Source organism: Mucilaginibacter sp. OAE612 (assembly GCF_041806395.1).
In the GTDB taxonomy this organism is placed as follows: domain Bacteria; phylum Bacteroidota; class Bacteroidia; order Sphingobacteriales; family Sphingobacteriaceae; genus Mucilaginibacter; species Mucilaginibacter rubeus.
The window spans coordinates 2,753,552-2,778,987 of record NZ_JBGMUW010000001.1 but is presented as its reverse complement, the minus strand read 5'-3'; the positions used below and the strand labels follow the sequence as shown (position 1 = coordinate 2,778,987).

17 protein-coding genes are annotated in these 25,436 nt (G+C 42.8%); 2 read left to right on the top strand and 15 right to left on the bottom strand.

All coding sequences use genetic code 11. The features are described from left to right. Nucleotides 1–39: 39 nt before the first annotated feature. From ABID99_RS11605 to ABID99_RS11590, 4 genes are all read right to left on the bottom strand, one after another. Complete coding sequence (locus ABID99_RS11605; protein ID WP_373613801.1) at nt 40–1,059, bottom strand: FecR family protein; 1,020 nt, start codon at nt 1,057–1,059, stop codon at nt 40–42. A gap of 64 nt (nt 1,060–1,123) precedes the next feature. Further along, nucleotides 1,124–1,744 (bottom strand): RNA polymerase sigma-70 factor, encoded by a 621-nt coding sequence (locus ABID99_RS11600; protein ID WP_373613800.1) that lies wholly within the window; start codon nt 1,742–1,744, stop codon nt 1,124–1,126. A gap of 177 nt (nt 1,745–1,921) precedes the next feature. Beyond that, complete coding sequence (locus ABID99_RS11595; RefSeq protein WP_112652361.1) at nt 1,922–2,275, bottom strand: HopJ type III effector protein; 354 nt, start codon at nt 2,273–2,275, stop codon at nt 1,922–1,924. 220 nt (nt 2,276–2,495) lie between these two features. Beyond that, nucleotides 2,496–4,010, bottom strand: a complete 1,515-nt coding sequence (locus ABID99_RS11590) for a lipase maturation factor family protein (RefSeq protein WP_373613799.1) — start codon at nt 4,008–4,010, stop codon at nt 2,496–2,498. A gap of 177 nt (nt 4,011–4,187) precedes the next feature. Between ABID99_RS11590 and ABID99_RS11585 the strand changes: the two genes are divergently transcribed. Then, nucleotides 4,188–4,604 (top strand): DUF1003 domain-containing protein, encoded by a 417-nt coding sequence (locus ABID99_RS11585; protein ID WP_090525787.1) that lies wholly within the window; start codon nt 4,188–4,190, stop codon nt 4,602–4,604. A gap of 131 nt (nt 4,605–4,735) precedes the next feature. Here the strand turns inward: ABID99_RS11585 and ABID99_RS11580 are convergent, their stop codons facing one another. From ABID99_RS11580 to ABID99_RS11560, 5 genes are all read right to left on the bottom strand, one after another. After that, nucleotides 4,736–5,785: a metallophosphoesterase gene (locus ABID99_RS11580; protein WP_373613798.1), complete on the bottom strand. Its 1,050-nt coding sequence runs from the start codon at nt 5,783–5,785 to the stop codon at nt 4,736–4,738. 74 nt (nt 5,786–5,859) lie between these two features. Further along, entirely contained in the window at nt 5,860–7,398 is a 1,539-nt protein-coding gene (locus tag ABID99_RS11575) for a RagB/SusD family nutrient uptake outer membrane protein (RefSeq protein ID WP_373613797.1), read from the bottom strand. Between the two features lie 18 nt (nt 7,399–7,416). Then, nucleotides 7,417–10,770: a SusC/RagA family TonB-linked outer membrane protein gene (locus ABID99_RS11570; RefSeq protein ID WP_373613796.1), complete on the bottom strand. Its 3,354-nt coding sequence runs from the start codon at nt 10,768–10,770 to the stop codon at nt 7,417–7,419. Nucleotides 10,771–10,892: 122 nt separating this feature from the next. Then, nucleotides 10,893–11,837, bottom strand: a complete 945-nt coding sequence (locus ABID99_RS11565; RefSeq protein ID WP_373613795.1) for a FecR family protein — start codon at nt 11,835–11,837, stop codon at nt 10,893–10,895. Nucleotides 11,838–11,907: 70 nt separating this feature from the next. Then, complete coding sequence (locus ABID99_RS11560) at nt 11,908–12,501, bottom strand: RNA polymerase sigma factor (RefSeq protein WP_176624803.1); 594 nt, start codon at nt 12,499–12,501, stop codon at nt 11,908–11,910. Nucleotides 12,502–12,624: 123 nt separating this feature from the next. On the opposite strand from ABID99_RS11560, the gene ABID99_RS11555 reads away from it, so the two are divergent. Next, complete coding sequence (locus tag ABID99_RS11555) at nt 12,625–13,602, top strand: DUF1080 domain-containing protein (RefSeq protein WP_176624805.1); 978 nt, start codon at nt 12,625–12,627, stop codon at nt 13,600–13,602. An 88-nt stretch (nt 13,603–13,690) separates the two neighbouring features. Here ABID99_RS11555 and ABID99_RS11550 read toward each other — a convergent pair whose 3' ends face one another. The 6 genes from ABID99_RS11550 to nirB all read right to left on the bottom strand — a co-directional run bounded on the left by ABID99_RS11550 (nt 13,691) and on the right by nirB (nt 25,223). Further along, a complete protein-coding gene (locus tag ABID99_RS11550; protein WP_373613794.1) occupies nt 13,691–15,133 on the bottom strand; it encodes a rubredoxin in 1,443 nt (480 codons plus the stop codon). A 4-nt stretch (nt 15,134–15,137) separates the two neighbouring features. Beyond that, complete coding sequence (locus ABID99_RS11545; protein ID WP_373613793.1) at nt 15,138–18,653, bottom strand: molybdopterin-dependent oxidoreductase; 3,516 nt, start codon at nt 18,651–18,653, stop codon at nt 15,138–15,140. Between the two features lie 120 nt (nt 18,654–18,773). Then, nucleotides 18,774–20,066 (bottom strand): MFS transporter, encoded by a 1,293-nt coding sequence (locus ABID99_RS11540; RefSeq protein WP_373613792.1) that lies wholly within the window; start codon nt 20,064–20,066, stop codon nt 18,774–18,776. A 106-nt stretch (nt 20,067–20,172) separates the two neighbouring features. Continuing rightward, nucleotides 20,173–21,714, bottom strand: coding sequence for an alginate export family protein (locus ABID99_RS11535; RefSeq protein WP_188831976.1), 1,542 nt, complete (start codon nt 21,712–21,714; stop codon nt 20,173–20,175). A gap of 596 nt (nt 21,715–22,310) precedes the next feature. Further along, complete coding sequence (gene nirD / locus ABID99_RS11530) at nt 22,311–22,661, bottom strand: nitrite reductase small subunit NirD (RefSeq protein WP_090525796.1); 351 nt, start codon at nt 22,659–22,661, stop codon at nt 22,311–22,313. Between the two features lie 66 nt (nt 22,662–22,727). Further along, on the bottom strand, nt 22,728–25,223 hold the full coding sequence (nirB, locus tag ABID99_RS11525; protein ID WP_373613791.1) for a nitrite reductase large subunit NirB: 2,496 nt from the start codon (nt 25,221–25,223) through the stop codon (nt 22,728–22,730). Nucleotides 25,224–25,436 lie beyond the last annotated feature (213 nt).

The following is a 25,436-nucleotide window of genomic DNA, read 5'->3' as shown; positions in this document are numbered from 1 at the left end:
TTTCATAGGTTTTTTATTTAAGTGGTAAAAAATTGGTTATTATTCACAGCCGGAACCGGATAGCGTAACATCACCTTCCTTACTCCATTTATAGCTCAGATTATTCAGGTGCGATAATACTTTGACAACCTGTTCCAACCCTGTGGTATTTAAGAAGGTTGCGCTAAAACGGCAGCTTCCTATCTTTTCGTTATCAAGGATAACTTTTACACCATATCTTTCTGTTAAAACGGCCGCGGCTTCTTTCAATGTGATATGATCCATCACCAAATCGGTCTCTTTCCAAAGTACCGTTGTTTTGGCATTCAATATATCTATGGAAGATTGATTATTGATTTCGTTATAACTTATCTGATGATTGGGCAATACAATGCCTAAGGTTTTTTTAGGGGTTGATACTTTAACTTTTCCACGGGTTACCGTTACCTGGATCAAACTGCCTTCCGATTTAATATTAAATGCCGTACCTAACACGCGGGTTGTAATTTGCCCTGTATGCACCAGGAAAGGGTGAAGCGGATCATGCCTTACATCGAAATAAGCTTCGCCGGTTAAATATACTTCGCGGGTTTTCCCGGTGAATTTTGCCGGGTAATCTAAATGACTGTTCTTATTTAATGTCACTACGCTTCCGTCGGCCAGCTTGATCTCGTGCACATGGCGGACGGAGTTTGATAGTGTTACCCGGGCCTGCATGGGCATTGGTTTAGGCCTTGTGTGTAAAAAGTACAGGCCTGCGCATATTAACAATGCAATGGTAGCGGCAACCGAACGGATAATTGTTTTGGAGCTTCTTTTTTGAAATGAGTAAACGTTTTTTTCCTTTTTTACAATCTCAAGCAACTTATTGTATAAAACTTCCTGGTGAACGACTTCTGCGTCAGCATCAGGTTTCATTTCAGTATCGGCCCATAGTTTCTCCAATAAACCTTCAATTTCTGGCAAATTCTCCTCTTTGGCCATCAGCTCAAAAAGTTCGTTAAACTCTTCTGTAGTACACGAGGTGTCCAGGTATTTTTGAAATAAGTATTTTATGCGAAAAACAGAGGCTGTTGACATGCTGCACTTGGCTGGTTTAAAACCAATTCATATACATGACGATAAAAAGAGAAGAGAGGACTAATCAGATTTGAAAAAAAATAAAAAAAAACGAGATTGTAAGCAGGATGGATAGTTGACCGTGTTTTATAAACTCGCGCATTTTTTTTAAAGCAGTAACAATGTGATTTTTTACCGTGTTTTTTGACAGGTTTAGTTTATCAGCAATTTGCTCATGCGTAAGCCCTTCTTCCCGGCTTAAATTGAGTATCAATTGTTGCTGTTGAGTAAGCATTTGCAAACAATGTATCACATGCTGGTTATATTCTTTAAAATCGTGATTTGGGGCTGCAGTTGCCTGCTCATACTGCATGTGTTGGTTAAGGAGCTGCTGTATTTTTTTTTCGCGGGTGGCCGTACGTAAAAAGTCGAGTGATTTATTTACAGCCATCCGGTGAAGAAAAGCATCAACATTTTCTACTTCACTTAAGATCTCTTTAGCCGACCAGATCTTTACAAAAATATCAAGCACCAATTCTTCTGCAATTTCGCGAGACTTGACAACTTTATAAATATAGGCGAAAAGCCGGGGTTGGTTTTTTTGAAAAAATAATTTAAAAGCAAGCTCATCGCCCGATGACAGACGCTGGTGCAGCGAATTTGATATTTCGTCACCTGTATCGGATGAGCCCAAATTGTTGAACAAGGCAATATTATAATTGGAATCATAAAGTAACAATCTATTATTCAAATAATCAATAAATAAGTGAATAAATGATTGTTTAGAATACAATTAATACACGCTCTGTACCGGTCAACCAATACTTAAATGATGTATCGTAATTATTGCTAATATGTTGATAATGGAATCTTAAGGTACCCTTCAGGCCTGTCCTGACTTCAACACCAGGGCATCCCCTTCAAACATGATTCCTGGCCAGCCATAGGCCATAAACTGTCGGATGTTCTGATGGTCTGTACCATCTGTATTTGCCAGTACGGCCCTGTAGTGCTCCGCAAATAAATAAAGCGTATAAGGCTCACTAAGATTATTGAGTTGCGCAAAAGCGAAAACCCTGGCGCTGCCCTGGTTCTGAGCGGCTTCGTTATAAACATTGCCATTTTTAAATGCAGTTGGCTGATGCTCGTAATAATTATTAATAAATTCAATGACCTCATTAAATGTAACCGTACCCTCTTTTAGGGCCGCAAGTAGATCAGACAGTTGTTCTTTCATTAGGAAAATATTTTTGCGAAAATAAAATTTAAAAACAGTTATTGATGCAGGTGGTTGATTTCAATTGAAATTGAGATGGAGCCGGGTTAAAGGCAAAGACGATATCCGAACCCGGGGTACCGACCCGGGGCTTATAAGTTACATTACTCTAAAGTGCCCATACCGGAATCTCTTTTTGAGTATATCCCAGAACCCGTTCTTGCTTTGCGATAGCTGTAACCTATAGCCAGCCCTGGCCTTTCAGATAAGCAACAAATTGCGGGTTTTGCACAGAAAGCACGGGTAACCATAATCCTAACTTTTCCCGTTCCCAGTAAGGGCCGGCACCAGGCGTGGGACGGGCAAAACGGTAACGGTAAATGACAGCACGAATATAACGCGGTGGTTTTCCCGGGAAGGGATTTCCGGCAAATAAACCGACTACCCCCGGGTCATTATGCAATAGTTTCCAGGCCAGATGATATGTCCAGGGGTATTGATCGGCTGTGGACATTGCGGCAAACCACATCTGCCAGTCCAGTCTCAATTGGTACGGCGCCACCTGGCGGGGGGGCCGGTCGGGCGCTACAGGCAGCCCTTTGTATGGATAAGCTTTCCAATTTGCACTGTCGGGATTGAGATCACTTGTTCCTTCAAAAACCACGTTGTAACGTTCCCTTCCCACGCTGCCAAATGCGCCGTAAGTGTTCACGAGCTCTAACGGGTCAAACGAAGTATTCATAATTTGTTTGGATGATAAGAGATTGAATGCAGGCTGGATACTGAGCATCCCTACAATACAAGCCACTGCCAGCACCGTATATTGCATGGGCTGTGAAACCTCTGCTTCCAGTGCAGCTTTCGCAGCTTTGCGTACAAGTACGCCCGGCAAAAGTTTAGCCCAAAAACCGTCATCAAGGCAAGCCAGCGCAGGCACAATGGTAAGCCAATTCAAAAAAGAGAGGTTCCCGCTCAGGATGATTGCAAATTGGAACAGAATGATAACGGTACCTGCGATGTGCCTGAATATTCGCGGGCCAAAAACAAACCAGGGTGCCAATAGTTCGGCCAGCCAATTGAACCAAACACCAAGCTGCAATAACGAATGTGGCAGAAAGTGAAACCAGCGGCTAAATGGTCCCGGTATTGGCTGGGTTTCAAAATAATAATACAATGCTGTGCCATTACGCCACACAGCATCGCCACGATATTTGATCATCCCCGCGCCAAACATGATTCGGAAGATCAGCCAGCGAAACAGGATGATAACGAGCAAAGGCGACGGACGTTTGGGAAAAGGCCGCATATCCAACAAAGGGCATAAAAATATAGCAAGAAAACCGGTTTCTGTAAGTTGGATTTCCCAGCCATAACCGTACCACTCCTGTCCAACATGTACCAATGATAGATACAATACCCACAATACCCCCATTGAAAGCCCGTTGGCATAACCGGCTACAACAATCAGGGATAAAATTAAACCTGTCCATGAAACAAGCAGTAATGCCTGATCTGAATGCCAAAACCAAAACACTGAAGGCAGCCGCATAAACCCTGCTCCTTTTGAACCCAGTGCTATACTTACCTGATGCAAATAATGATCAACCGGTAATAAGCCATTTGAGCCGATTAATGGCAGCACCTGGGTTATAGCCACAAGGAACGCCACCGCGTAAACCGCACCCAGCAAACGAAGGATCACAAAACGAGTGAGCCAATACTGAGGTGCTGAGGTATGTTCAAAGCTATATAACATAGTGACGTGTATCTTAAAGTTACAGAGATTTGAAGATTATGGGTAGAAATATTTAATTAACGCAGTGTTCGAATCAAAATGAATTTTCTTGCTCATAGCTTAAGGAGTTCAGCCCAATAAAAGCAGCCATGGCAATTAAATTTATATATTTATTACCTAAAGCTTAATTCTTAAAAAATGTCAAACAATAAAAAAAACTGGTATCAAAGACATATCGATTCCATGAACTTTGGGCAGCGATTGGCCGACTCTGTAGCGGCTGGCATGGGTTCATGGCGGTTCATCATCATTCAAACCTTAATTGTTGCATTGTGGATGGCGCTAAACGTAGTGGCCTTTATTGGTCATTGGGATCCCTACCCATACATTTTATTAAACTTGTTGTTTTCAACCCAGGCAGCATATGCAGCCCCGATTATCATGATGGCACAAAACCGCCAAAATGAACGTGACCGCGCCCAGGCCAATGAAGATTTCCGAACCAATGTGGAAGCAAAAAAAGAAATTGAAGAATTACAACTGCGCTTAAACGCCATTGAAGTAGACAAGCTCGACAGGATCCTGGCACTGCTTGAAAAAATGGATAAAGAATAATCCATAATCGCACAAACACGAAACCAACCGCCTTTTCAGGATAGTTGGTTTCGTAATCTTTGCCAATCATTATGGAGTGTAAACTACGAGGCAATGATTGCCGGCGCTTTAAAAAAAATCTTTCATAACTATTATTTTACAGGTGTATCAAATAAAGAAACCGTAAACTGGCTATCGGCGTCCGTTTCACTTGTTTTGGCATAAGGAGAAAATGTTTTGACTGACAACTCGTTGCGCTTAACCGAAAATTTATACAAACGCATCAACCCGTTACCGCCGTTTGGCCTGCTTTGATAATCGTTAAGGAAAGCCTTAATTGTGTGGCCGTTAAAAACTTCTGTACGATAACCCTCCCCATTATCACCAACGTGCCCGCAAAGCATCATAAACAGATTGGGATTGTTTTTAAGGCTTTCATAAATAGCCTTGCCCTGCGCATTAAAAGGAGCCTGCGGTACGTTGGAACCCTTTACCGGGTTAAAATGTAAAATGGAGTGGCTTACTACAATTGCCTTGCGAGAGGCGTATTTGCTTAAAATTTGGTTAGCCCAGCCATACATGCCTGCCTGATCTTCATTAAAAGCATCAAATTCGAGGAACAACACGATAAAATCAATGCCGCCTGCAGTAAACAAGTCATAATGGCTATCGTTATTATTACCGTAATGGCCGCCATAATATGAACGTCCCTCAAAGTGTTTTACACCAAAATATTGATTATATCCATTAGTAGTGCCTGTAACCGGGTGCTGTGACGGGAACTGGTCATGATTGCCAACAGCCAAACCGTAAGGAATACTAACCGGATTTTCCAGGCCATAAAGCGCGGTTTTGGCAAGGTGCCACTCGCTTCTGGCTGTTACCGGGTTATCACCATGTTCGGTAATATCACCCATGTGTGCTACATAGGCTATGTTTTCTTTGGTCTGGTTCTTCTGGATCCAGTCAATTTGCGCTTTGAACATCTCAAAAGTTCCGCCAAGCTGTGCCTGGGCCAGGTAGTATTGCGAATCGGGAATTACAGCGATTGAAAAATCGCCGGATTTTACCGTTACTTCAGGTCCCGGAGTGTTTAACACGGTATCTGTTGGAAGCAATGACTCTGATTGCGCGCTGTTATTCAACAATAATGAGCCAAGGCAAAGCCCGGCTGCGAATGCATTTCTGTATTTCGATAACATGTGGTATTAATTTGATGGTGAAACTATTCCCCGCCTTCAGCAATCTGAAAGCGGGGACAGTAAACATTGATGGATCAATGACCCGGGTTTTGAGTCATCTGACCAGGGTTTAAATCAATTTCGGGCTGTGGGATGGGATATAACAATTTGTTGGCTGTTACATTGTATGTATCAGGTGTAAGGTAGTTTACATGAGTTTTTAGTACAGCTCCAAAAGCGTTCATCACGTCAACAGCTTGGCCGGTGCGTACAAGATCGTTCCAGCGGTGGTTTTCGAAGGCCAGCTCGACCCGGCGTTCATGTGCTATGATAGTGCGCAAAGATGCCTGGTCGGCAGTGGTTGTTGCGGGTAACCCAGCCCTTGACCTTACGGCATTTAATGCTGTTAAAGGTGATTTACCCTGCTCATTTTGTGCTTCAGCCAAAAGCAGCAATGCATCTGAATAACGGTAAACAGGGAAATTATCGCTTGAACCTGTAACTGCTATCAGCGGTGGATGCTCATATTTTTTAATATAAGGCACGCCCATTTTACCCGCCGCCGGTATATAACCAATAACACTTTTATTGGCTGAATAAACAAACAGGTCGCTGGCGTTATAAGTACCTTCAACAATCCCGATAGAAGCATCAAGGCGCTTGTCATTCGGCTCATAGGCATTGATAAGATCCTGTGTAGGTGTATTCCAGCCACCGGTTGAGCTGTTGTTGATATTAATCCCAGTGATGATTGAGGTATTTGGACTCCTCGGTAAAAAATGAAAAGGCAGCGGGTTTGGCGTAGTGCCTAAAACTGTCCCTTCCAAAAACTGGATGTCAAATAATGATTCTTTGCTGTTTTTATTTCCGGGTGTAAAGGCATCTGCGTAATTAGCGTTTAATCCGTAACCCATGCCCGAAAGCGTAGTTAGTAAGGTTTCAGCATCTGCCCATTTCTTTTGAGTAGCGTAAACCTCGGCCAGGAGCATCGTTGCCGATCCTTTGGTGGCTTCTCCTGTTTGAGGGAATTTCGCCGGTGCACTCAACTCGCTGATGGCATCCTTAGCATCGGCAATAATTTGATTATATATCGCGTCAGCTGCTGAACGTGGTAAAAAGGCATCTTCGGCCTTGGTCACTTCCTTTAAAAATAAAGGAACGCCACCAAATAACCTAACCAGTTTAAAGTAATAAAAAGCCCTTAAAAATTTGGCTTGCCCATCAAGGGGCGCCTTAACTGCTGCATCAAAATCTGTTGTTTTCAATCGCTCAATAACAATATTGGTGCGGGAGATGCCGGTATAGCAATGCTGCCAAACAGCGTTTACGTAATCGTTAGTAGATGTATTTGTGAAGTTTGAAATGCTTTCGCGATATAAATATGCAGTACCGCGATTGCTGGGATAAGGCTGGTAAATGGTATTGTCCGAGCGCATTTCTGAAGTAAAGTAATCGTTTACCAAAACGTCACGCAGTGGTGCGTAGGCGGCGATGTCGGCCTGTTTAAACTGATCAACAGTTTTATAAAATGTAGCATCGGTATAGGAGTCCTTTGGTGTAAGGTCGATAAAGTCTTTTTTACACGAAGCAGCGGTAAGCGCTGTTAATGCAAGGATGATATATGTCTTTTTCATACAATGGTCTTTGGGAGATTATTTAAAAGTTGCTGAAACACCAAATGAAAAGGTGCGTGGGATAGGATAAGCATTTTCATCAACGCCAATACCCAGCGTGGGGTCAAGCCCGGCAAAGTTGATCTCGGGGTTCATGCCCGAATATTTTGTAAATACAAAAGCTTGCTGAACAGATGTATAAACCCTCAGGCTGCGCATCAAAAACTTTTCGCCCAAATTAAACCGGTATCCCAGCGAAATATTCTTTGCAGTTAGGTATGAACCATCCTCAACCCATTGCGAGTTAACCTGCCTTCCCATTGCTGTAGTACCGGTTTTTGTACGAGGATAAACGCCCGAACCAGGGTTTTCCGGCGATCTCCAGCGGTCGGCTGCCGCGGCAAGCATCACACGTGAACCGTCGAGATTGGTTTGATAAGCCCATTTAGCGGCATTTAATATTTTGCCCCCAACTGAAAAGGCCATGTGTATGTTCAGGTCCCAGTTTTTATAAACAAAGTTGTTGGTAAGGCCACCGGTAAATGTTGGCGTTGGATCCCCGATAAAGGTACGGTCGTTCACATCATCGATAACGCCATCGCCATTAATGTCCTTAACCTTGATAGTACCGACGTCAGAAGCGCTGCCGTACTTGGCCGAATTAGCCAGGTCGTTGGCATCTTTATACAATCCTAAAAATACAAAGCCATAAAACTCGCCCAGGTGGTGTCCCTCCTGCTGGCGGTAATAATCAGACGATACCGTGTTGTTTCTGCGGATGTAACCCGGAGAAACCAGGTTTTTGATCAGGTTGCGATCAAAGGAAACATTCAGGTTAGTTGTCCATTTCAATTTCCCGGTAAGGTTGGTTGAGTTAACCGTAAACTCGTGTCCCCATAACTCAATAGCACCCACGTTATCCAGGATGCTGGTAAAGCCCGATGCCTTAGGTATAGGGCGCTGCATGATAAGCCCATCGGATATTTTGTGGTAATAATCGTAAGTGAAATTCAAACGATTGTTAAACAGCGACAGGTCTAAACCGATATCGAATTGTTTATTGCGTTCCCAGCGAAGGTCATCATTAGCCAACCGGTTAATGGTTTGCCCTGCTACAGATGCGCCACCAAATTCATAATAATATTTCGCTATTGTTGCCTGTGCAGCATAGTAACCCGGAAAGAAATTATTACCGGTTACGCCATAGCTCGCGCGGATCTTCATGAGGTTAAGAAAACTGAAACGATCCATGAACTTTTCATCACTTATTACCCAGCCTGCCGATACCGAAGGGAAATTACCATAGCGCTGGTTCGCACCAAAGCGCGAAGATCCGTCACGACGAACAGCCCCCTGCAGCAGGTACCTGCCTTTATAATTGTAGTTAATACGAGCGATACCAGATAACAACGAATAAGCACTATATGAACTGCCACCTTCTGATAAACTTGTAGCCGCGTTTAAATATGGGATATCGTCGCTTGGGTAACCTAAACCGGTTAACGTATTATTAGTACCGCTATATTTTTGAGCAGAATAACCTGCCAGTGCTTCAATATTGTGATCTCCGAAAGATCTATGGTAAACCAGGTTCGCCTCCGCAGTATATGATCCATTATCTACTGAACTGCTGGTTCCGGTGGCCTGACCTACCGTTGAAGTAACTACACCCGACTGGAAATACTGCCGGGTTTCGGCGCCTTTATCTACAGCGATATTAGTTTTAATGCTCAGGCCGGTTAAAAACTCGTAGTTTAAATAGCCATTGGCCAGGATGCGTGTAGTTTTATAATCATCGTTAGTAAGGTTGAACTGGGCCAGCGGGTTAATATAAGCCACCATACCCGGTGAATAAGTATCACGGTTGTAACTGCCATCTGCATTATAAGGCGACTTTAACGGACTGGCTTCAAAAATCCTTTCAAACAAACCGCCAACCCCATCAGTACCTAAACGGTTGTTATGATCAAGGCGATAGCTTGGCGCAAGGTTAAAACCAATTTTTAATTTATTGTTGCTTAATGAAAGGTCCTGATTTATACGCAATGAAAACAATTTGGTGCCGGTATTAATCAGTACGCCCTGCTGCTCCTGGTAACCAGCCATAACTGTCGAACTTGATTTTTCGCGCGCGCTGCGGATGGTGATGTCATAACTTTGAATCGGAGCAGTACGGGTAAGCAGTTTATACCAGTTAGTACCTTCGCCATATTGCTCCGGGTTCAAATAATCGGCTGGGGTAGCTGTTGTATAGCCAGGTTCGTACTGACGGCTATCGGCAAATTTTTCATTCATGTACTGGGCAAAGCCACGGGCATCCATCATTTTTGGAACACGCTCGCCCGGTATTTTCTGCACACCATAATTAGCATTAAATTCAATTTGAGCATCGCCCGGTTTAGCATGTTTTGTAGTGATCAGTATCACGCCATTTGCTGCCCGTGAGCCATAAAGCGCTGTAGCCGAAGCATCTTTTAAAATACTGAAGCTTTCGATCTCGGCAGGGTTCATGTTATTGATGCTGCCTGTAACAGGGATTCCATCAATCACTACCAAAGGCTGGTTGCTGGCATAAAAAGAAGCCGCACCCCTGATCCTGAATTCTACGCCACGGCCCGGTTGTCCGCTGCTTTGCGCAACCTGGACACCGGCCGCCTTACCTTGCAATTGCTGAGCAAACTGCTTTACAGGCATATCCTGAAGCGGAGCTGCATCAACCTGGGTAAGCGAACCCGTAACTTCCCTTGCACGCTGTTTTCCATAACTTACAGTAACTTCTTTTAACTGGCTACCGGCCACAAGGCTTATATTTAAAGTAGTTGTTTGATTACCGTTGATTGTAACATTGGCAGATTCAACCCGGGTGTAACCTACAAATGAAGCGGTCACAGTATAAGTACCTTCGGGCAGGCTGATATTATACCTGCCCTCGGCATCGGTCATCATTCCCAACGAGGTGCCAACAATACTTACCGATGCACCAGGCAAGGGCTGGCCACTTTCATCTGTTATCCGCCCGCTTACCCGTCCGGTAAGCTGCCTGTAAAGTATAATATTACCGGCTTGCTCCTTAAAGCCTATCTCCTGCCCTTTAAACAAGTCCGTTAGGATATTTTTCAGGCTTTCGTTCTGATAATTAGCTGCATTAACATGTTTATCAGCAAGTTTTAAAAACAGCTCGTCATAAGCAAAAGCAACGTTGGCCTTTTGTTCCAGCTTTTTTATAACTGAAGAAAGGTCTTCGTTTCCGATGCTGATATCAAGCCGGGTATTCACCCCCTGGGCTGCTAACTCAGTGGCCTTTACTGATACCAGGCCGATGGTTATTGATATGGAAATTAGTAAAAAAGAGATACGCATAAACTGTCTGCATAACTGTGTATGGAAATTCATATTTTTGATTGCTTTGTAATAGTCAAATTTTGCTGAGCCTTGCAGGCTGGGGTCGGCAAACCTTCACCTGCTGAAATTAAAGCCGGCTCCTGCTGAAACAGGACCGGTTTCTTTTTTAAGGGTTAATAAATAATTACTTCGGTACCCTCCTTTCTGAAATGTGCATTATGTATGGCGCTGATGAGTTTCAGCGTTTCTGTGGCCGGTGTATTGCGCTTAATACGTAAGGTGAATAAATAATCATGCACCCGTTTGCTGCCTGCTTTTAAAGTAAGGCCATACAGGTTTTTAAAAACCAATGACAGTTCCTCAAACTTTACTCTATTTAAATAAGTGTCACCATCTTTCCAACTCTGGCTTTGACCGGCATCCACTTTTTTCTGCTCAAAAGTGCCATCGTCCGTTGTATAACTAAGTTCCTGTCCCGGCGTGAGGAATGACAGCAGCTTTGTGCTTTTACTTACCCCTACCTTGCCGGTAACAACAGTAATTTTAACATGAGAAAGGCTGTGATATGCGTTGATGTTGAACGAGGTTCCTAAAACCTGCACCTGTAAAGGAGCGGTGATAACCCTGAATGGTTTGTGAACATTGTGCTTAACCTCAAAATAAGCCTCCCCCTCATCCAGGTAAACCTGGCGTATAGTTTTATCAAAATTAGAAGGGATCCGTACACGGCTTTGGGCATTTAACCAAACAACAGAACTATCCGGCAATGTCAGTTTCCTGATCTCACCGTTATGTGTACTTAAAGTGGTATAAGTTTCCGGAACTATAGTTGCGGGGTTTCTCAGAAAATAAATCAACGCAGCGGAGCAGCATAACAATAAAATACTTGCAGCAATTCGATAGCTGAACCACATCGACCGTACAGGCGTATTGATGGAGCCGCTGATCTTAGCATGCATAGCATTTCTTACGCGCTCCAGCTCTTCTGCCGGCAACGCTTGCTTTTCATTCCCGGCATCATATGAATCATACCAGGCTTCAATGATCGCTTTTTCGGTTTCGTTAGTTGCGCCTTTCTGGTACCGGCCCAGTTGTTTTATAAATTTACGTAGCTCCATAGTGGGTTTTCAACAGTAAGTCGTCAAAAGGCCCTGGAGGTACTTATAATTTACATCAACATTTTGTTAATTAATTGTAAAGCACAAATAGTATTAGTGCTAAATAGGCGGCGCTTTGTTCGGGGTGTTTTTCGGAGATAGCGATACGGAGCCGGCGCAGTACTTCAGAGATGTAATTTTTTACCGTTTGCTCAGCCAGTCCTAATTCGCTGGCAATTGCTTTTACCGAGTGGTTTTCGCTGCGCAGTTCGTAAACCTTTTGCAGCATTTCGGGCATATGCTTAACCGCCTGTTCAAGCGTTTGCTCCAATTCAAGATATCCGGAATGGTCATGTATGGAATTTTCAAGCAGTTCTACCCGCTGCAGCGCATCCTCCAGGCGCACATGCGTAACCTTTTGCGATCTGAAATAACTGATCACACTCAGACGTACCGCGCTCAATAAATATTGCTCAAAACTTGTTTGAATGGCTAAGGTATGTCTGCGTTGCCACAGTTTTATAAAAATCTCCTGCACAAGGTCCTGTGCCTGCGCTTCATCATCAAGCCTGGCACGGGCTGCCTGGTACGCGCGCTCCCAATAACGCTCAAACAGCAGATCAAAAGCCGAATGATTGTCTTCCCTGATTCGTGAAAGTAAAATAGTATCGGCAATTTCTATCATTTGATGCTACAAACCTACATTACTAATGTTAACTAAACTTTAAGAAAATGATCGCTGCATGGTTGTTACAAAAAACTAACCGTCTAATAAAATATTGGATGATAGTTTGTAGATTTAAAAATTATGAGAAACCAACCTACTATTAAAAAGAACTCAAATAGCAGATTCATCCGCATACAGCTCATCGCAGGATTGCTGCTTTTAATGATTTCGGGAGCCAAAGCTCAACAGGCAAAGGACCCTGCCGTTATCGGCAGATGGGATATAACTATCGACAAAGGTGGTAAAAGCCTTCCTTCCTGGCTGGAAGTTCAAAAATCAGGCACACATACCCTGATTGGCCGTTTTACCTATGCTTTCGGAAGTGCGCGACCAATATCAGAAGTAAAACCACATGACGGCAAATACAGCTTTTCTATCCCGCTGCAATGGGAAGAGGGAAACCGGAACATGGATTTTGAATTTGAGGTTAAGGGCGAAGAATTAACCGGAACAATGGTATATTCAGATGGGGTTACTTATCATTTTACAGGTGTCAGAGCTCCGTCAATGACAAGGACAAAGGCACCGGTTTGGGGCAAACCTGTTAAACTGTTCAACGGTAAAGACACCAAAGGCTGGCATACGGACGGCAAAAACCAATGGGTAGTAGAATCGGGCATATTGAGGAGCAAGCACTCCGGCGCAAACCTTATTACCGATCAAAAATTCAGCGATTTTAAATTGCACATCGAATTTCGCTATCAAAAAGGCAGCAACAGCGGCGTTTACCTGAGAGGGCGCTATGAGGTACAGGTTATCGACACTAAAACCGGTGAGCCTGAACCTATCAATAACCAGTTTAGCGCTATTTACGGTTTCCTACCGCCTAATAAAATGATGGCAAAAAACGCCGGGGAATGGCAATCATATGATATTACACTGGTAGGGCGGTTAGTTACCATCGTAGCCAACGGTACTATGGTGATATGCCAGCAGGAAATTCCGGGCATTACCGGCGGGGCTATCGACAGTAAAGAAGGTGAACCAGGGCCGCTGCTGATTCAGGGGGATCACGGACCTATCGATTACAGAAACATTATCATTACTCCTGCAAAATAAATTACCGAGGGTATATTATTAAAAAAATCGGCCCGTTTAACCTAAGCAAACAGGCCGATTTTTTTCAAACTGATTTATTTAAAAACCATTAATCGGCTTGATACATCAGTTCTGCAAAGTTTTCCTTTTCGGCGCCGCAGGTTGGGCATTCATAGTCGCCTAAATTTTCAAATGGCATTCCGGGTTCTATATTATTAAAGATATCTCCATACAACTCGTCATAAATAGTGAAACAGCTTTTACATTGATGAACTGTTTTTTGATTGGGTGATTTAATTTCAGTATTGGTTTTGCTTACCGGCAACGGTGATAGATTATTGATTTGTTGTTCATAAAACATATCGCAAAGCGCTGTCAGGTGCCTGCTTAAATCTGCTTTGGCAACACCTTGTTTATAAATCACAAATTCGCGGGTATTGTGGTTAAAGTCACGTGTATACACAATTTCAAATTCATCGGGCATCCGCGCGCGGATCATAATTGAGCCATAAATCCCCGATTTAGGCGACCGTTTTATGGCAAAGCTAAGTCCATATGTTCGCAAATCGGCCTCTTCAAATTCGCTTACCAATTGCTGCTTAAGCTCGAGGCAGGGATTGCAAAGGTCTTCAACCTGCCAGTTAAGCTCATTTGAAGCATGCCTGATGTTTACCCGGTATTTATTAAGCAGGTTACCCCATAACGGCCTGTGCTTTGCCTCGATATTTTTAATGAGTAAGGATTTCCACGGGCTAAAATACAATTGTCCAACCCTGGTTTGCATACACAGGTTGCAGATTTCTTTCAAAAACTCAATATCAAAAAGCTCGTGGCGCCTGTAAATACCCAGCCAGTATTTATTACCCTGTTTGTTAAAACCCTCATAATAGGGTAGTTGAAATTCGGGAATAATAAGCGGTTGATCAATTTCCTGGATTACAAATTGGTAACCGGCAGTAACTAATTGATAAAGCTTATCGGGATTGATTTCAACCTGATCGTAAAACAGCTTTTTGTTGGCAAATATAACCTGTTGTATTGCTTTGCCAATGGCGGGAATATCATCCGAATAAACCAATACAGGCCAGCAATACAGGATATTAGTTTTAGGAAACCTGATATACAAGTACCAGTAATTACTTACCGGCGAAGAAATAAAATTAAGGTTACCGGTAAAAAAAGAAGCAAAAGTTTGATTGCTGTCAACCAGGTTTATTTTCAGTTCGGGCTGATAATCAAACAGGTCGAAAATGTCTTTATAAACACCTTCTTTGAGCCAGTTCTCCTGGTTAAAAATACCATCAGCTATGTACGAACTGGTGATGTTGGGATAAGTATCCTGGTTAACTTCATGGTCAATACCGGCACTAAGCATATCAAATCCTAGATCCTCCAGCTGCGCTTCTTCAATTTCAAAATACAGTTGCTGCCGGTTCCCAAAACGGACCTGTTTAGCACCCGCGTTTTGCGCAATGATGAGCATCTCGTAAAAATCACCGGCAGAAGCTACACCGCCGGGTAAATTTATCTTAATCAGTTGCTTATTATCCATTGGTTCAAGCTTTTAATAATTGTTGCTCAAGTACTTCTTCTAACAGGCGTTTTACTTCGGGCCTGCATGATCCGCAGCCTGTTCCAGCTCCGGTTTGGCTGCAAACATCGGCCAGTTGGGTACAGCCGCCGGCTACTTTATTACGTATATTATCGGCACCCACATTATTACAACTACAAATCAGTTTGCCTAAAACAGGTTCGGCTGTTTTACCGCTGCGAAGCAGTTTCAGGCGCTTATCGCTAAGCTCGGTTTTGTTTGCTATCAGCTCTCTGAATTCCTGAAACTCGCCTTTATCTCCAATTAAAATGGTGCCCACCAGCCTGTCCTGGTGAATAATGCATTTTTTATAATAACGCTTGGCCTTGTCTATAAACACAATTTCTTCATAGTCTTTTTCATTCGGGCAATCAGATAAACCGATACTGCACAAATCAAAGCCATGAATTTTGATGATATTCATAAACAGGCTGCCCTTGTAATAACTGGCTATGTCGCCGTTCATATAACCTGCAACTACAGCAGCTTGTTGTTCCGCAGCAGCGGTTATACCATATAATGTGCCGTTAAACTCTGCTATTTCGCCAATGGCGTATATGCTCGGATCGCTGGTAAGCAAACGTTCGTTTACAATTACGCCGCGCTTAATTTCAAGACCGCAATCTTTTGCAATTTCAAGGTTTGGCGTAGTACCGATGGCCAGGATCATGGCATCGCAGTCAATTTTTCGCCCGCTTTTTAAACCTATACCGGTAAGCTTGCTGCGACCGTAAAATAACTGTACTTCGTCGTCATAAAAAATATCGCAGCCTTGATCAACCATTTCTTCGTGCAAGAGCCTGCTGCCCAACTCATCCAATTGGCGGTTTAAAAATCTTGATGTACGTTGAATAATGGTGATGGTAATCCCTATTTCACGCAGGGAAGCCGCCATCTCCAATCCCAATAAACCACCACCAACAATAACCACATGCCCGTTTTTAGGTACATGCTTTTTGAAATTATCAGCATCGTTACGGCTGCGCATACTGAAGATCCCCGGCAGGGATGGAACGTTTTTAGGAATTGCCGCCCGGCTGCCGGTAGCCAACAGCAACACATCGTAATAGGTTTTTACACCGCGGCTATCGAGGACATATTTGTTAATACGATCTATTTTCTCGACACTTACGCCACGTAATAACTTTATTTTAAGTTCGGGTTCTTCCTCATCCGTCATTTTTACCAGTTGCTCCCAGCGTTGCTCACCGCTGATATAATCTGGCAGCATAACACGATTGTAAAAAGGATGGTCTTCTTTACTGAAAATGATGATCTCATCATCTTTGTTGAGTTCCCGATATGATCGTACAAAGCCGTGCGCACCGGCGCCGGCTCCAACAACCACAATTCTTTGAAATGGCTTTTTATATTTTTGGATATTTACCGCGCAATACTTAAAATCCGGCTCCTTTGATATCGGATCAAGTGCGTCATTAGTAACATTGTTAATGCGGTGCAAATCATTGTTCAGGATCTTGCCCCAATGCATCGGCACAAAAACGACACCCTGCTTTATCTGTTCGGTAATCCTGGCTTTTACCCTCACTTCCCCCCTTCTGGATGTAATAATAGTTACATCGCCTTCCCTGATTTCCAATGCTTCAGCATCAGCAGGATTGATCTCGATAAATGACTCTTTAATATGCTGGTTAAGCTTATTCACCTTACCGGTTTTGCTCATGGTGTGCCATTGATCTCGAATGCGGCCGGTAGTGAGAATAAAAGGATAGTCGCCGTCAGGAACCTCGCTGGTATGCGCATCCGGTACCGCGCTTATCTTAGCGTTACGTGTTTCGGTATAAAATTGCTTGTCGGTAAACAAGCGTGGTGTCCCTGGTATCGCATTACGTTTTTTATAAGGCCATTGTATTGATCGTTGTTGTATGATGGTTTCGTGCGTAAGCCCGCTGATATCAATATTGGTTTTGCCTGTTAGTTTAGCATGCTCGGCATAAATTTCTGCGGCATTTTTGAAGTCGAAGCCCTTGTACCCCATTTTTTGAGCAAAACGGCAAATGATCTCGCTATCCGGCATAGCCTCGCCTGGTGGGTCAAGTACTTTACTCAAATAACTGATCCGCCTTTCAGAATTGGTCATAGTACCCTCCTTTTCGGCCCAGGCTGCTGCAGGGAGGATCACATCGGCATAAGCCAATGTTTCGGGCTTATTGCTGATCTCCTGAACCACCACAAACTTTGCTTTTTTCAGAGCTTCTTCGGCCAGGCGTACGTTTGGCAAGCTGGTTAATGGGTTGGTACACATGATCCAGATGGCTTTAAGGCGGCCATCATTTAATGCCTCAAACATCTCCGTTGCGGTAAGACCTGGTTTTGCGGCTATCTCTGTACCTCCCCAAAACTTCTGCACCTCCGCCCTGTCTGCCGGATTGGTTAAAACACGATGCGCCGGTAAAAGATTAGCAAGCCCTCCCACTTCACGCCCGCCCATGGCATTTGGCTGCCCGGTTAGAGATAATGGGCCAGATCCCGGCTTACCAATATGGCCTGTTATCAAGTTAAGATTCAGGAGGCTTAAATTTTTATTTACCCCAACAGCGCTTTGATTTAGCCCCATTGTCCACATCGTTATGAAACCTTTTGCATCGCCTATATAACTGGCAGCAAGCCGGATGTCGTTTTCACTTACACCGCAAATTGCAGATGATTCAGCAAGGGTACGTTCAAAAACCAATTTGCTGTACTGCTCAAAACCATCAGCATGATTGTTTACAAAATCAATATCGATATCCCCATTCTCTATCAATACCCTGCCAATAGCGTGGTTAAGGGTGATATCGGTACCCGGGTTTAACTGCAGGTGCAGATCGGCATTGCTGCAGGTATCCGTAACCCGGGGGTCAACAACAATGATTTTCACATCGGGATTTGCGGCTTTATGCGCTTCAACCCTTCGCCATAAAATAGGATGGCACCAGGCTGGGTTAGCTCCGGTAACATAAAAGCAATCGGCCAGTTCAATATCGTCATAACAAACAGGTACAGTATCCTCGCCTAAAGCAATTTTATACGCGGCAACCGCGCTGCTCATACACAAACGCGAATTAGTATCTATATTATTACTGCCAATAAAACCTTTAATTAACTTATTGACAACATAATATTCTTCAGTAAGGCACTGGCCTGAGGCATAAAATGCAACCGAATCCGGCCCGTATTTATCCATGAACGTTTTAAAAATGGCTGCTGTGCGCTCCAATGCGTCGTCCCAGCTTACCCTTTGCAGGGGCATGCTTTTGTTATAACGCATTTGAGGGTACAGCAGCCTGTCGGTTTTATCATTAGCTGTGTAATGCAGGTTAAGCCCTTTACTGCATAACATGCCTTTATTTACAGGATAGTCCTTATCGCCCTCAAGCGTTATACTGCCATTTTTTTCTTTATTAATTACCACACCACAGCCTACCCCGCAGTAGCAGCAAGTACTTTTAAATGTATTTTGAGGGCGTTTGTTCAACATTTCTTTTAAGCTAAAAGCTTAAGGCTGAAAGCCAAAAGCTCTTTTATTTATTACTATTTATTATGTATTTTAAGCAGAAAGCGTTAATGGCTTTCTGCTTAAAGTTTTTTTGCCCGGGCTTTAAGCTCCTAAAGCTAAAGCAGGTTCATCTGCTGTTTGAGCTTCAGCCTGTTTTTGAAAACGGGTGATCAGCACAATCACGGAAATTACCATAACAGTTATACCGATGTAGGTAAATGCCTGTATATAGGTGATATGCTCCGATTTAAAAAGAAATCCAAACAACATCCCGCCAAGGTTACCGCCCGCACCCACTATACCACTTACCATCCCAACATTTTTACTGTTGATGAAAGGCACTATGCCATAGGTGGCGCCGTTTGACATTTTGAGGAACAACGCGAATGAAAGCATGGAAATAATAGCCATTGTAAGGCTGCCCGAATTTGCAAACAGAACAAGGCCAATACCCTCCAGCAGCAGCACGCCGGCAAGCAATAGGCCTTTGCCGCGCATACCGAATTTGCCACCAACTTTGTCAGATACAATGCCGCCTAATGCACGGGCAAAAATGTTCATGAAGCCAAAAATACCTGCCCAGAAACCGGCCGAACTTTGCGACAAATGAAAAGTATCTACAAAATGCAGGGAAGCTACGTTATCAAAAGTGATCTCCATACCAAAACACATCGCATAGGCCAGTGTAAGTGCCCAAACCCGCCAGTCGGCCAATATCGACCAATCGGTTTTTGATGGGTTGGTTTTGGCATAACCTACTTCATCATAGTTGCCGTTAGGCGTGTCTTTGGTAAATTTCCAGTATACGAATGCTATTATCAGCATCATTACACCCGGAACTATCATGGCATACCTCCAGGCTTCGGCCTTGGTAAAACCGGCCCCTACTATAGCAGCAAATATTAAAGGCATCACCATATTGGTTACACCACCGCCAAGGTTACCCCAACCACCGGTTACCGCGTTGGCTGTACCTTTTATATTAGGCGCAAACATCATAGAAGTGTGGAACTGGGTAATTACAAAAGATGAACCTATTACACCAATAGCCAGGCGGAACAGTAAAAACGAAGTATAATCATGAGCCAGACCTACCAGAAAAACAGGCAATGACCCTATAATTAATAACCTGACTGCTGTTTTACGCGGTCCCCAGGTATCACAAAGTTTACCTATAATAAGGCGGGCAATAATTGTTGCAGCTACAGATGCAATGATGGTGTTACCCACTTGTCCTTTACTCAAATGTAATTCGGCACGGATGGTTGGCATTAATGGCGCCAGTCCGAACCAGCCAAAAAAGCAAACAAAAAACATGAGCCAGGTAACGTGAAAGGTGCGCATTTGTACACCCTTTAATGAAAATATGTTGAGTTTGGTAAGTTGTTTTTCCATTTTTTTAAGCTTAAAGCTCAAAGCCTAAGGCTAAAAGCTGTTTGTTGTACTTTAATTTTTTAACATTTCTCGCTTTCGGCTTTTAGCCTTAAGCTTTCAGCCTACATTACTTGTTTAAAAACTCAGGTTTGATATTAAGTTGCAGGTATGCCCAAAACGGGTGCAGTTTGCTGCTATCCGGCGTTAAACCTTTAGCATACTCCATGCTGTGGGTTGCTGCCATGTAAGATAAGCCCAGATCAACAGCGGTAAATTTGTTAAGCTTATAGCTGTTGGTGAGATCAAACTCAGTACCCAAATATTTGTCGATAGGTTGGCCGTTTGTTCCTTTCTGATCTTTAGCCAACAGAAAGTAATGATTAGCCAAATCAACGCTAAATCGCTTATTATCTGAAAGATATTTGATTTTAACGTAAGGGTTGCTCAAGCCGCCGGTTGGGGATCCGGTGCCTGCATAAAAATAGTCCATATAGCCCCAGAACTTATGCGGAGTACCATACAATGGGTCAAACCTGTGATTGGTTTTTGAAGTGGACAGCGCATCATTTCCAGACAGATAATCCCATCCGGCTGTGTAAGCCATGTTACTGCTTTTGTATGATAAAGATGCGGTATAAGTGTAAGCACTTAACTCAGCACCGTCGCGATCATGACCTCCCTGGTAATAAAATCCAGCGGTAGCAGCCCATTCATCTTTGCTGCCGAAAACGGGATTAACAAGCAGCCCGGTTGTATAGCGGGTATTAACTCCTGGTTGATTAAACCGGCGGCCATATATATAACCAACATCTTCGCCTGATACATTTTTTACCGAATCGAGCTTGTATTTGGCAAACTGATCGGCCAGGAAAAGGCCGGTTACTTTAGTTTTATTAAATTTTTTAGCAAAGTAGAGATATTCAAGTGCTTTATAGTTCTGGTTTTGCCCGTTAGTACCGGGAGGATTTAAAAATGAGAGGTTGCCGTTTTTGGCGCTAATACCAGAGGCATTGACTAGCGGGATAAGCCCGGCAGGGGTGTTAGCCAGATTACCTTTGCTATCCTTTACTGTAGCGGGTACATTGGCCGGTGTATAATAGGTGCCATTATAATTAATAGCATCAGAGCTTTGATTAAAGGCAGCGCCGAGATCAACCTGCCAGCCTGATTGAAGAAGTTTTAATACGATGGCGTCGTGCCTGCGGGCTTGCTGAATCCAGTCGGTAGCGCCAAGCAAGCGTTCATCGTCATAGCTAATTTCCTGGCGACCAGCTTTTATGGCGAAATAATCGACAGGTGATTTTTTAAAGGAAGTGTCTTTTTTGTTGGAGAGGATCAGCTCGGCCCAGGCTTCGTGAAGGCTTAGCCGGCTGCCGTCGTTGATAGTAATAGTTGAGGCATCCTGGCCCCACAGCCTTACATCCTGTACGGATGTTTGGAAAATAAGCTTGCTGCTTTTGTAATTAAAGGTGAGCCGCGTTCGTTGTGACACAAAGGCCGCGTTTTTGTTACCTACCGGTTCTAAAGTTCCATAACCATCACGTAATTCGCCCCTTGTTTTGATCTGGCCTGTCAAAGACAGCTGCGCAGAAGCATTATAAGAAACGAAACATGATATAATTAATAGAATTTTTCCAATAGTGTATTGATTAGATACATTTTTGTACATTTGAATTGGTTTTTTATTTGTTAAAGCGATTAAAAACTATTTAACCCTGTCTGGGAATGCGACCTCCCGGCAGGGCTTTTTTATGAATTTTTGATTTTTACCATAGGCTCAACCTTTTTTGATTTATTTGTCTGTTTAATTATGATAAATATAACTTATTTAATGATTGCGTACAAATAATTGATTTTTAAAATGAATTTTTATGATTAAAATCATTAAAAACTATATTTTTTGACAAAAACTCAAATTACAAACGATCAAAAACAACTGAAATGCATTTTTAACAATTTATTAATAGATAAAAAACCAATAAACCATCGCAAAAACCAAATTAAAATCCTTTCAATAAAATAAAATCACTATAAAAAATCACATACATTGATATAAATCCATTTAAATTTGCTTTAAACTCTAAAAATTCGAAAAATAAATTCAAAATAAGACGGCAAAAACGAACATGGCTTTATTAACCAATACCTTGGTGTATAAAATACACTGAAATTTTAAACAAAAACGCAAAAAAAGCGCCATTACCCCTTTCGGCAACGGCGCTTAATGTAAATTTCGTTCTGTTTTCCGCCTAAATACACCAGCATTTAATCAACTCCGACAAAAACTTTTCCGTCGGCTATTTTTACCGGATAAGTTTTTATCACCAATTCCTCTTCCCCCAAGCACTCACCGGTAAGGAGCGAAAATGTTTTTTTATGAAAAGGACAAGCTACTTTTGGCTCGCAGCTTTCGCCGGCACTGCCGATCATGCCACGCGATATTGCCATTTGCTGCTTATGTGGGCAAAGATTTTGCGTTGCATACCATTCATTGCGACGTGTAAAATTAAATATTGCTATCTGTTCATCGCCGTGCTTAATACATGATCCGCCATTTTCTGGCACATCATCAACATAACAGGCCATGATCCATTGGGTTGCTATTGTTGCTTCCATTGTGTTTTCTTTTTAATAATGATCAATCTAACTTTGAACTAAAAACTCGGGATTTCCTAATAAAACCTACCATTCCTTAGCGCGAACCTGCTCACGCATTGGCTCAAATTGAGCATGAGGATCTTTTTCATCAGGCGCATTTATAAAATGAGCGAAGCGCTTACGCATTGAAGGGTTATTTATAGCCTCTTTCCACTCGCAATGGTAGGTATTTACCAATGCCTGCATCTCCTCTTCCAACTGCTCACCCAATCCAAGACTGTCATTTACTATTACATTTTTAAGATAGCTCATGCCACCGTCGAGCTTATTAAGCCAGGTTGCTGTCCGGGTTAACTGATCGGCTGTTTTTATATAAAACATCAGGAACCTGTCGAGATATTTAATTACGGTCTCCTTATCAATATCTGTAGCCAGCAACTGGGCGTGCTGAGGCTTTGAGCCACCATTACCACACACATATAAATTCCAACCTTTCTCTGTGGCTATAATTCCAAAATCTTTTGATTGCGCTTCGGCGCACTCCCTAACACAACCACTTACGCCGCCTTTAATTTTATGCGGTGCGCGAATCCCTTTGTATCTATCCTCCACCTCGATGGCGAAAGTCACACTATCATGCAAGCCAAACCTGCACCAGGTACTGCCTACACAGCTTTTTACGGTACGGAGTGCCTTGCCATAAGCATGCCCGCTTTCAAAACCGGCATCAATAAGCTCTTCCCAAATTAAAGGCAGATCGCTCAGGTGTGCACCAAACATATCAATGCGCTGCCCTCCGGTTATTTTAGTATACAACCCGTATCTTTTAGCAACCTGGCCAATCACGATCAATTTATCAGGCGTAATTTCACCACCCGGAATACGCGGCACAACAGAATAAGTGCCTCCCTTTTGAATATTGGCTAAAAAACGATCATTGCTATCCTGTATTACTTCCTGTTTTACAATAACATCATTCCATAAACTGGATAAAATACTGGCAACAACCGGCTTGCAAACCTCGCAGCCATCTCCTTTGCCATAATGATCCAATACAAGATCATAGTTTTTTAACCCGTTTATTTTAACAAGATCAAATAGCTCCTGGCGCGAGTAATCAAAATGCTCGCAAATAACATTTTTAATATACTGACCATTCGCCTTCATGGTGCCGGCAATCAAATCTTTTACCAATGGTACGCAACCGCCGCAGCCTGTACCCGCCTTGGTGCATTTTTTCATGCCATCAATACCGGTAACACCGCCGTCGTTCACTGCCGAACAGATAGCACCTTTGGTAACAGCCTCGCATGAACAGATCAGCGCATCATCAGGCAAGTTCATTACACCTGCCCCCGCATTAGTTTCACCTCCCCGTGATCCTAATATCAGGTCTTCCGGATCCGGCGGCAGTACTATTTTATTATTAACGGTTTGCAGCAGCATATTATATGCATCCGCATCGCCGATTAAAATACCGCCTAAAAGGTTCTTGCCATCGTTTGTTATATTAATACGTTTATAAATCCCCTTATGCGTATCCTCAAACAAAATAGTACGACAATCAGGTTCAGTAATAAAGGCATCACCAAAGCTGGCCACATCAACACCAATCAGCTTTAGCTTAGTGCTCATATCATAGCCATAAAAACTCTTATCAGCCTCAGTTAGATGAGCTGCTACAATATCAGCCATCTCATAGCCGGGTGCAACGAGGCCATATATCATACCTTCGTATAAAGCACATTCGCCAATAGCATAAATACATTCATCACTGGTTTGCATTTTTTCGTTCACTACAATACCGCCACGTGTACCTACTTGCAAACCCGCCAGTTTAGCCAGCTCATCGCGCGGGCGAATGCCGGCCGATATAACCAGCATATCTACAGCAAGCTGGCTATCATCATTAAATTTTAACGAGTGGATTTTTCTATCGCCGGTGATAGCAGCAGTGCTTTTATTAAGGTGAATATGCAAACCCAGCTGGCTCAATTTCATTTGCAACATATTACTCCCTGCAGAGTCTATCTGACGCGGCATCAGGCGCGGTGCAAATTCAATAACATGCGTTTCAGAAATACCAAGATCTATTAAAGCCTTAGCAGCTTCCAGCCCCAGCAAGCCACCACCCATTACAGCTCCTGATTTTGCATTAACAGCGCAGGCCTTGATCAACTCCAGGTCTTCAATGGTGCGATACACGAATACACCTTCCTTTTCAATACCCGGGATATCGGGCACAAAAGCCGATGAGCCGGTTGCTAAAACCAGGTAATCATATTTAAGTGTAATGCCTTTTAAAGAGTGGATTGTTTTTTCGGTGCGATTGATTTCCTGGATGGGGTCATCCAAATGCAGCGCGATGTCATTATCTGAATACCACGATAAAGTGGATAGCGACAGGTCATCAGCAGTCTTACCGTTAAAATATTCACTAAGGTGTACCCTGTCATAAGCGTGACGCGGCTCTTCGCCAAAAACAATTATTTGGAACTGTGTTGATCTGGCTAAAAGTTTTTCGCAAAACTTATAACCTACCATACCGTTGCCAACAACAATGATGGTTGGTTTTGACATATCGAAATTTTTTAAATGTTAAAGCAATTTTCAAACTAAAAATGAATCAACTGCGACCTTGATTTCATTTATATCACAATTATAACTCAAAAAAACATCAAATAAAAATTTAATTTCAATTTTTTATTAAATAAATCATGATTATTGGTGTTTAAATTCATAAATTAGTGCTATTAATATAATTTATATCAATATTTAAACAGTTTTTTTTCA

Excerpts from the sequence above, each read along its gene's own strand:
- ABID99_RS11565 (WP_373613795.1), bottom strand. The coding sequence starts at position 11,837 with ATGGAGCTACGTAAATTTATAAAACAACTGGGCCGGTACCAGAAAGGC.
- ABID99_RS11560 (WP_176624803.1), bottom strand. The coding sequence starts at position 12,501 with ATGATAGAAATTGCCGATACTATTTTACTTTCACGAATCAGGGAAGAC.
- nirD (WP_090525796.1), bottom strand. The coding sequence starts at position 22,661 with ATGGAAGCAACAATAGCAACCCAATGGATCATGGCCTGTTATGTTGAT.
- ABID99_RS11575 (WP_373613797.1), bottom strand. The coding sequence starts at position 7,398 with ATGAAAAAGACATATATCATCCTTGCATTAACAGCGCTTACCGCTGCT.
- nirB (WP_373613791.1), bottom strand. The coding sequence starts at position 25,223 with ATGTCAAAACCAACCATCATTGTTGTTGGCAACGGTATGGTAGGTTAT.
- ABID99_RS11570 (WP_373613796.1), bottom strand. The coding sequence starts at position 10,770 with ATGAATTTCCATACACAGTTATGCAGACAGTTTATGCGTATCTCTTTT.
- ABID99_RS11545 (WP_373613793.1), bottom strand. The coding sequence starts at position 18,653 with ATGTTGAACAAACGCCCTCAAAATACATTTAAAAGTACTTGCTGCTAC.
- ABID99_RS11555 (WP_176624805.1), top strand. The coding sequence starts at position 12,625 with ATGAGAAACCAACCTACTATTAAAAAGAACTCAAATAGCAGATTCATC.
- ABID99_RS11595 (WP_112652361.1), bottom strand. The coding sequence starts at position 2,275 with ATGAAAGAACAACTGTCTGATCTACTTGCGGCCCTAAAAGAGGGTACG.
- ABID99_RS11540 (WP_373613792.1), bottom strand. The coding sequence starts at position 20,066 with ATGGAAAAACAACTTACCAAACTCAACATATTTTCATTAAAGGGTGTA.
- ABID99_RS11590 (WP_373613799.1), bottom strand. The coding sequence starts at position 4,010 with ATGTTATATAGCTTTGAACATACCTCAGCACCTCAGTATTGGCTCACT.
- ABID99_RS11580 (WP_373613798.1), bottom strand. The coding sequence starts at position 5,785 with ATGTTATCGAAATACAGAAATGCATTCGCAGCCGGGCTTTGCCTTGGC.
- ABID99_RS11605 (WP_373613801.1), bottom strand. The coding sequence starts at position 1,059 with ATGTCAACAGCCTCTGTTTTTCGCATAAAATACTTATTTCAAAAATAC.
- ABID99_RS11535 (WP_188831976.1), bottom strand. The coding sequence starts at position 21,714 with ATGTACAAAAATGTATCTAATCAATACACTATTGGAAAAATTCTATTA.
- ABID99_RS11550 (WP_373613794.1), bottom strand. The coding sequence starts at position 15,133 with ATGGATAATAAGCAACTGATTAAGATAAATTTACCCGGCGGTGTAGCT.
- ABID99_RS11585 (WP_090525787.1), top strand. The coding sequence starts at position 4,188 with ATGTCAAACAATAAAAAAAACTGGTATCAAAGACATATCGATTCCATG.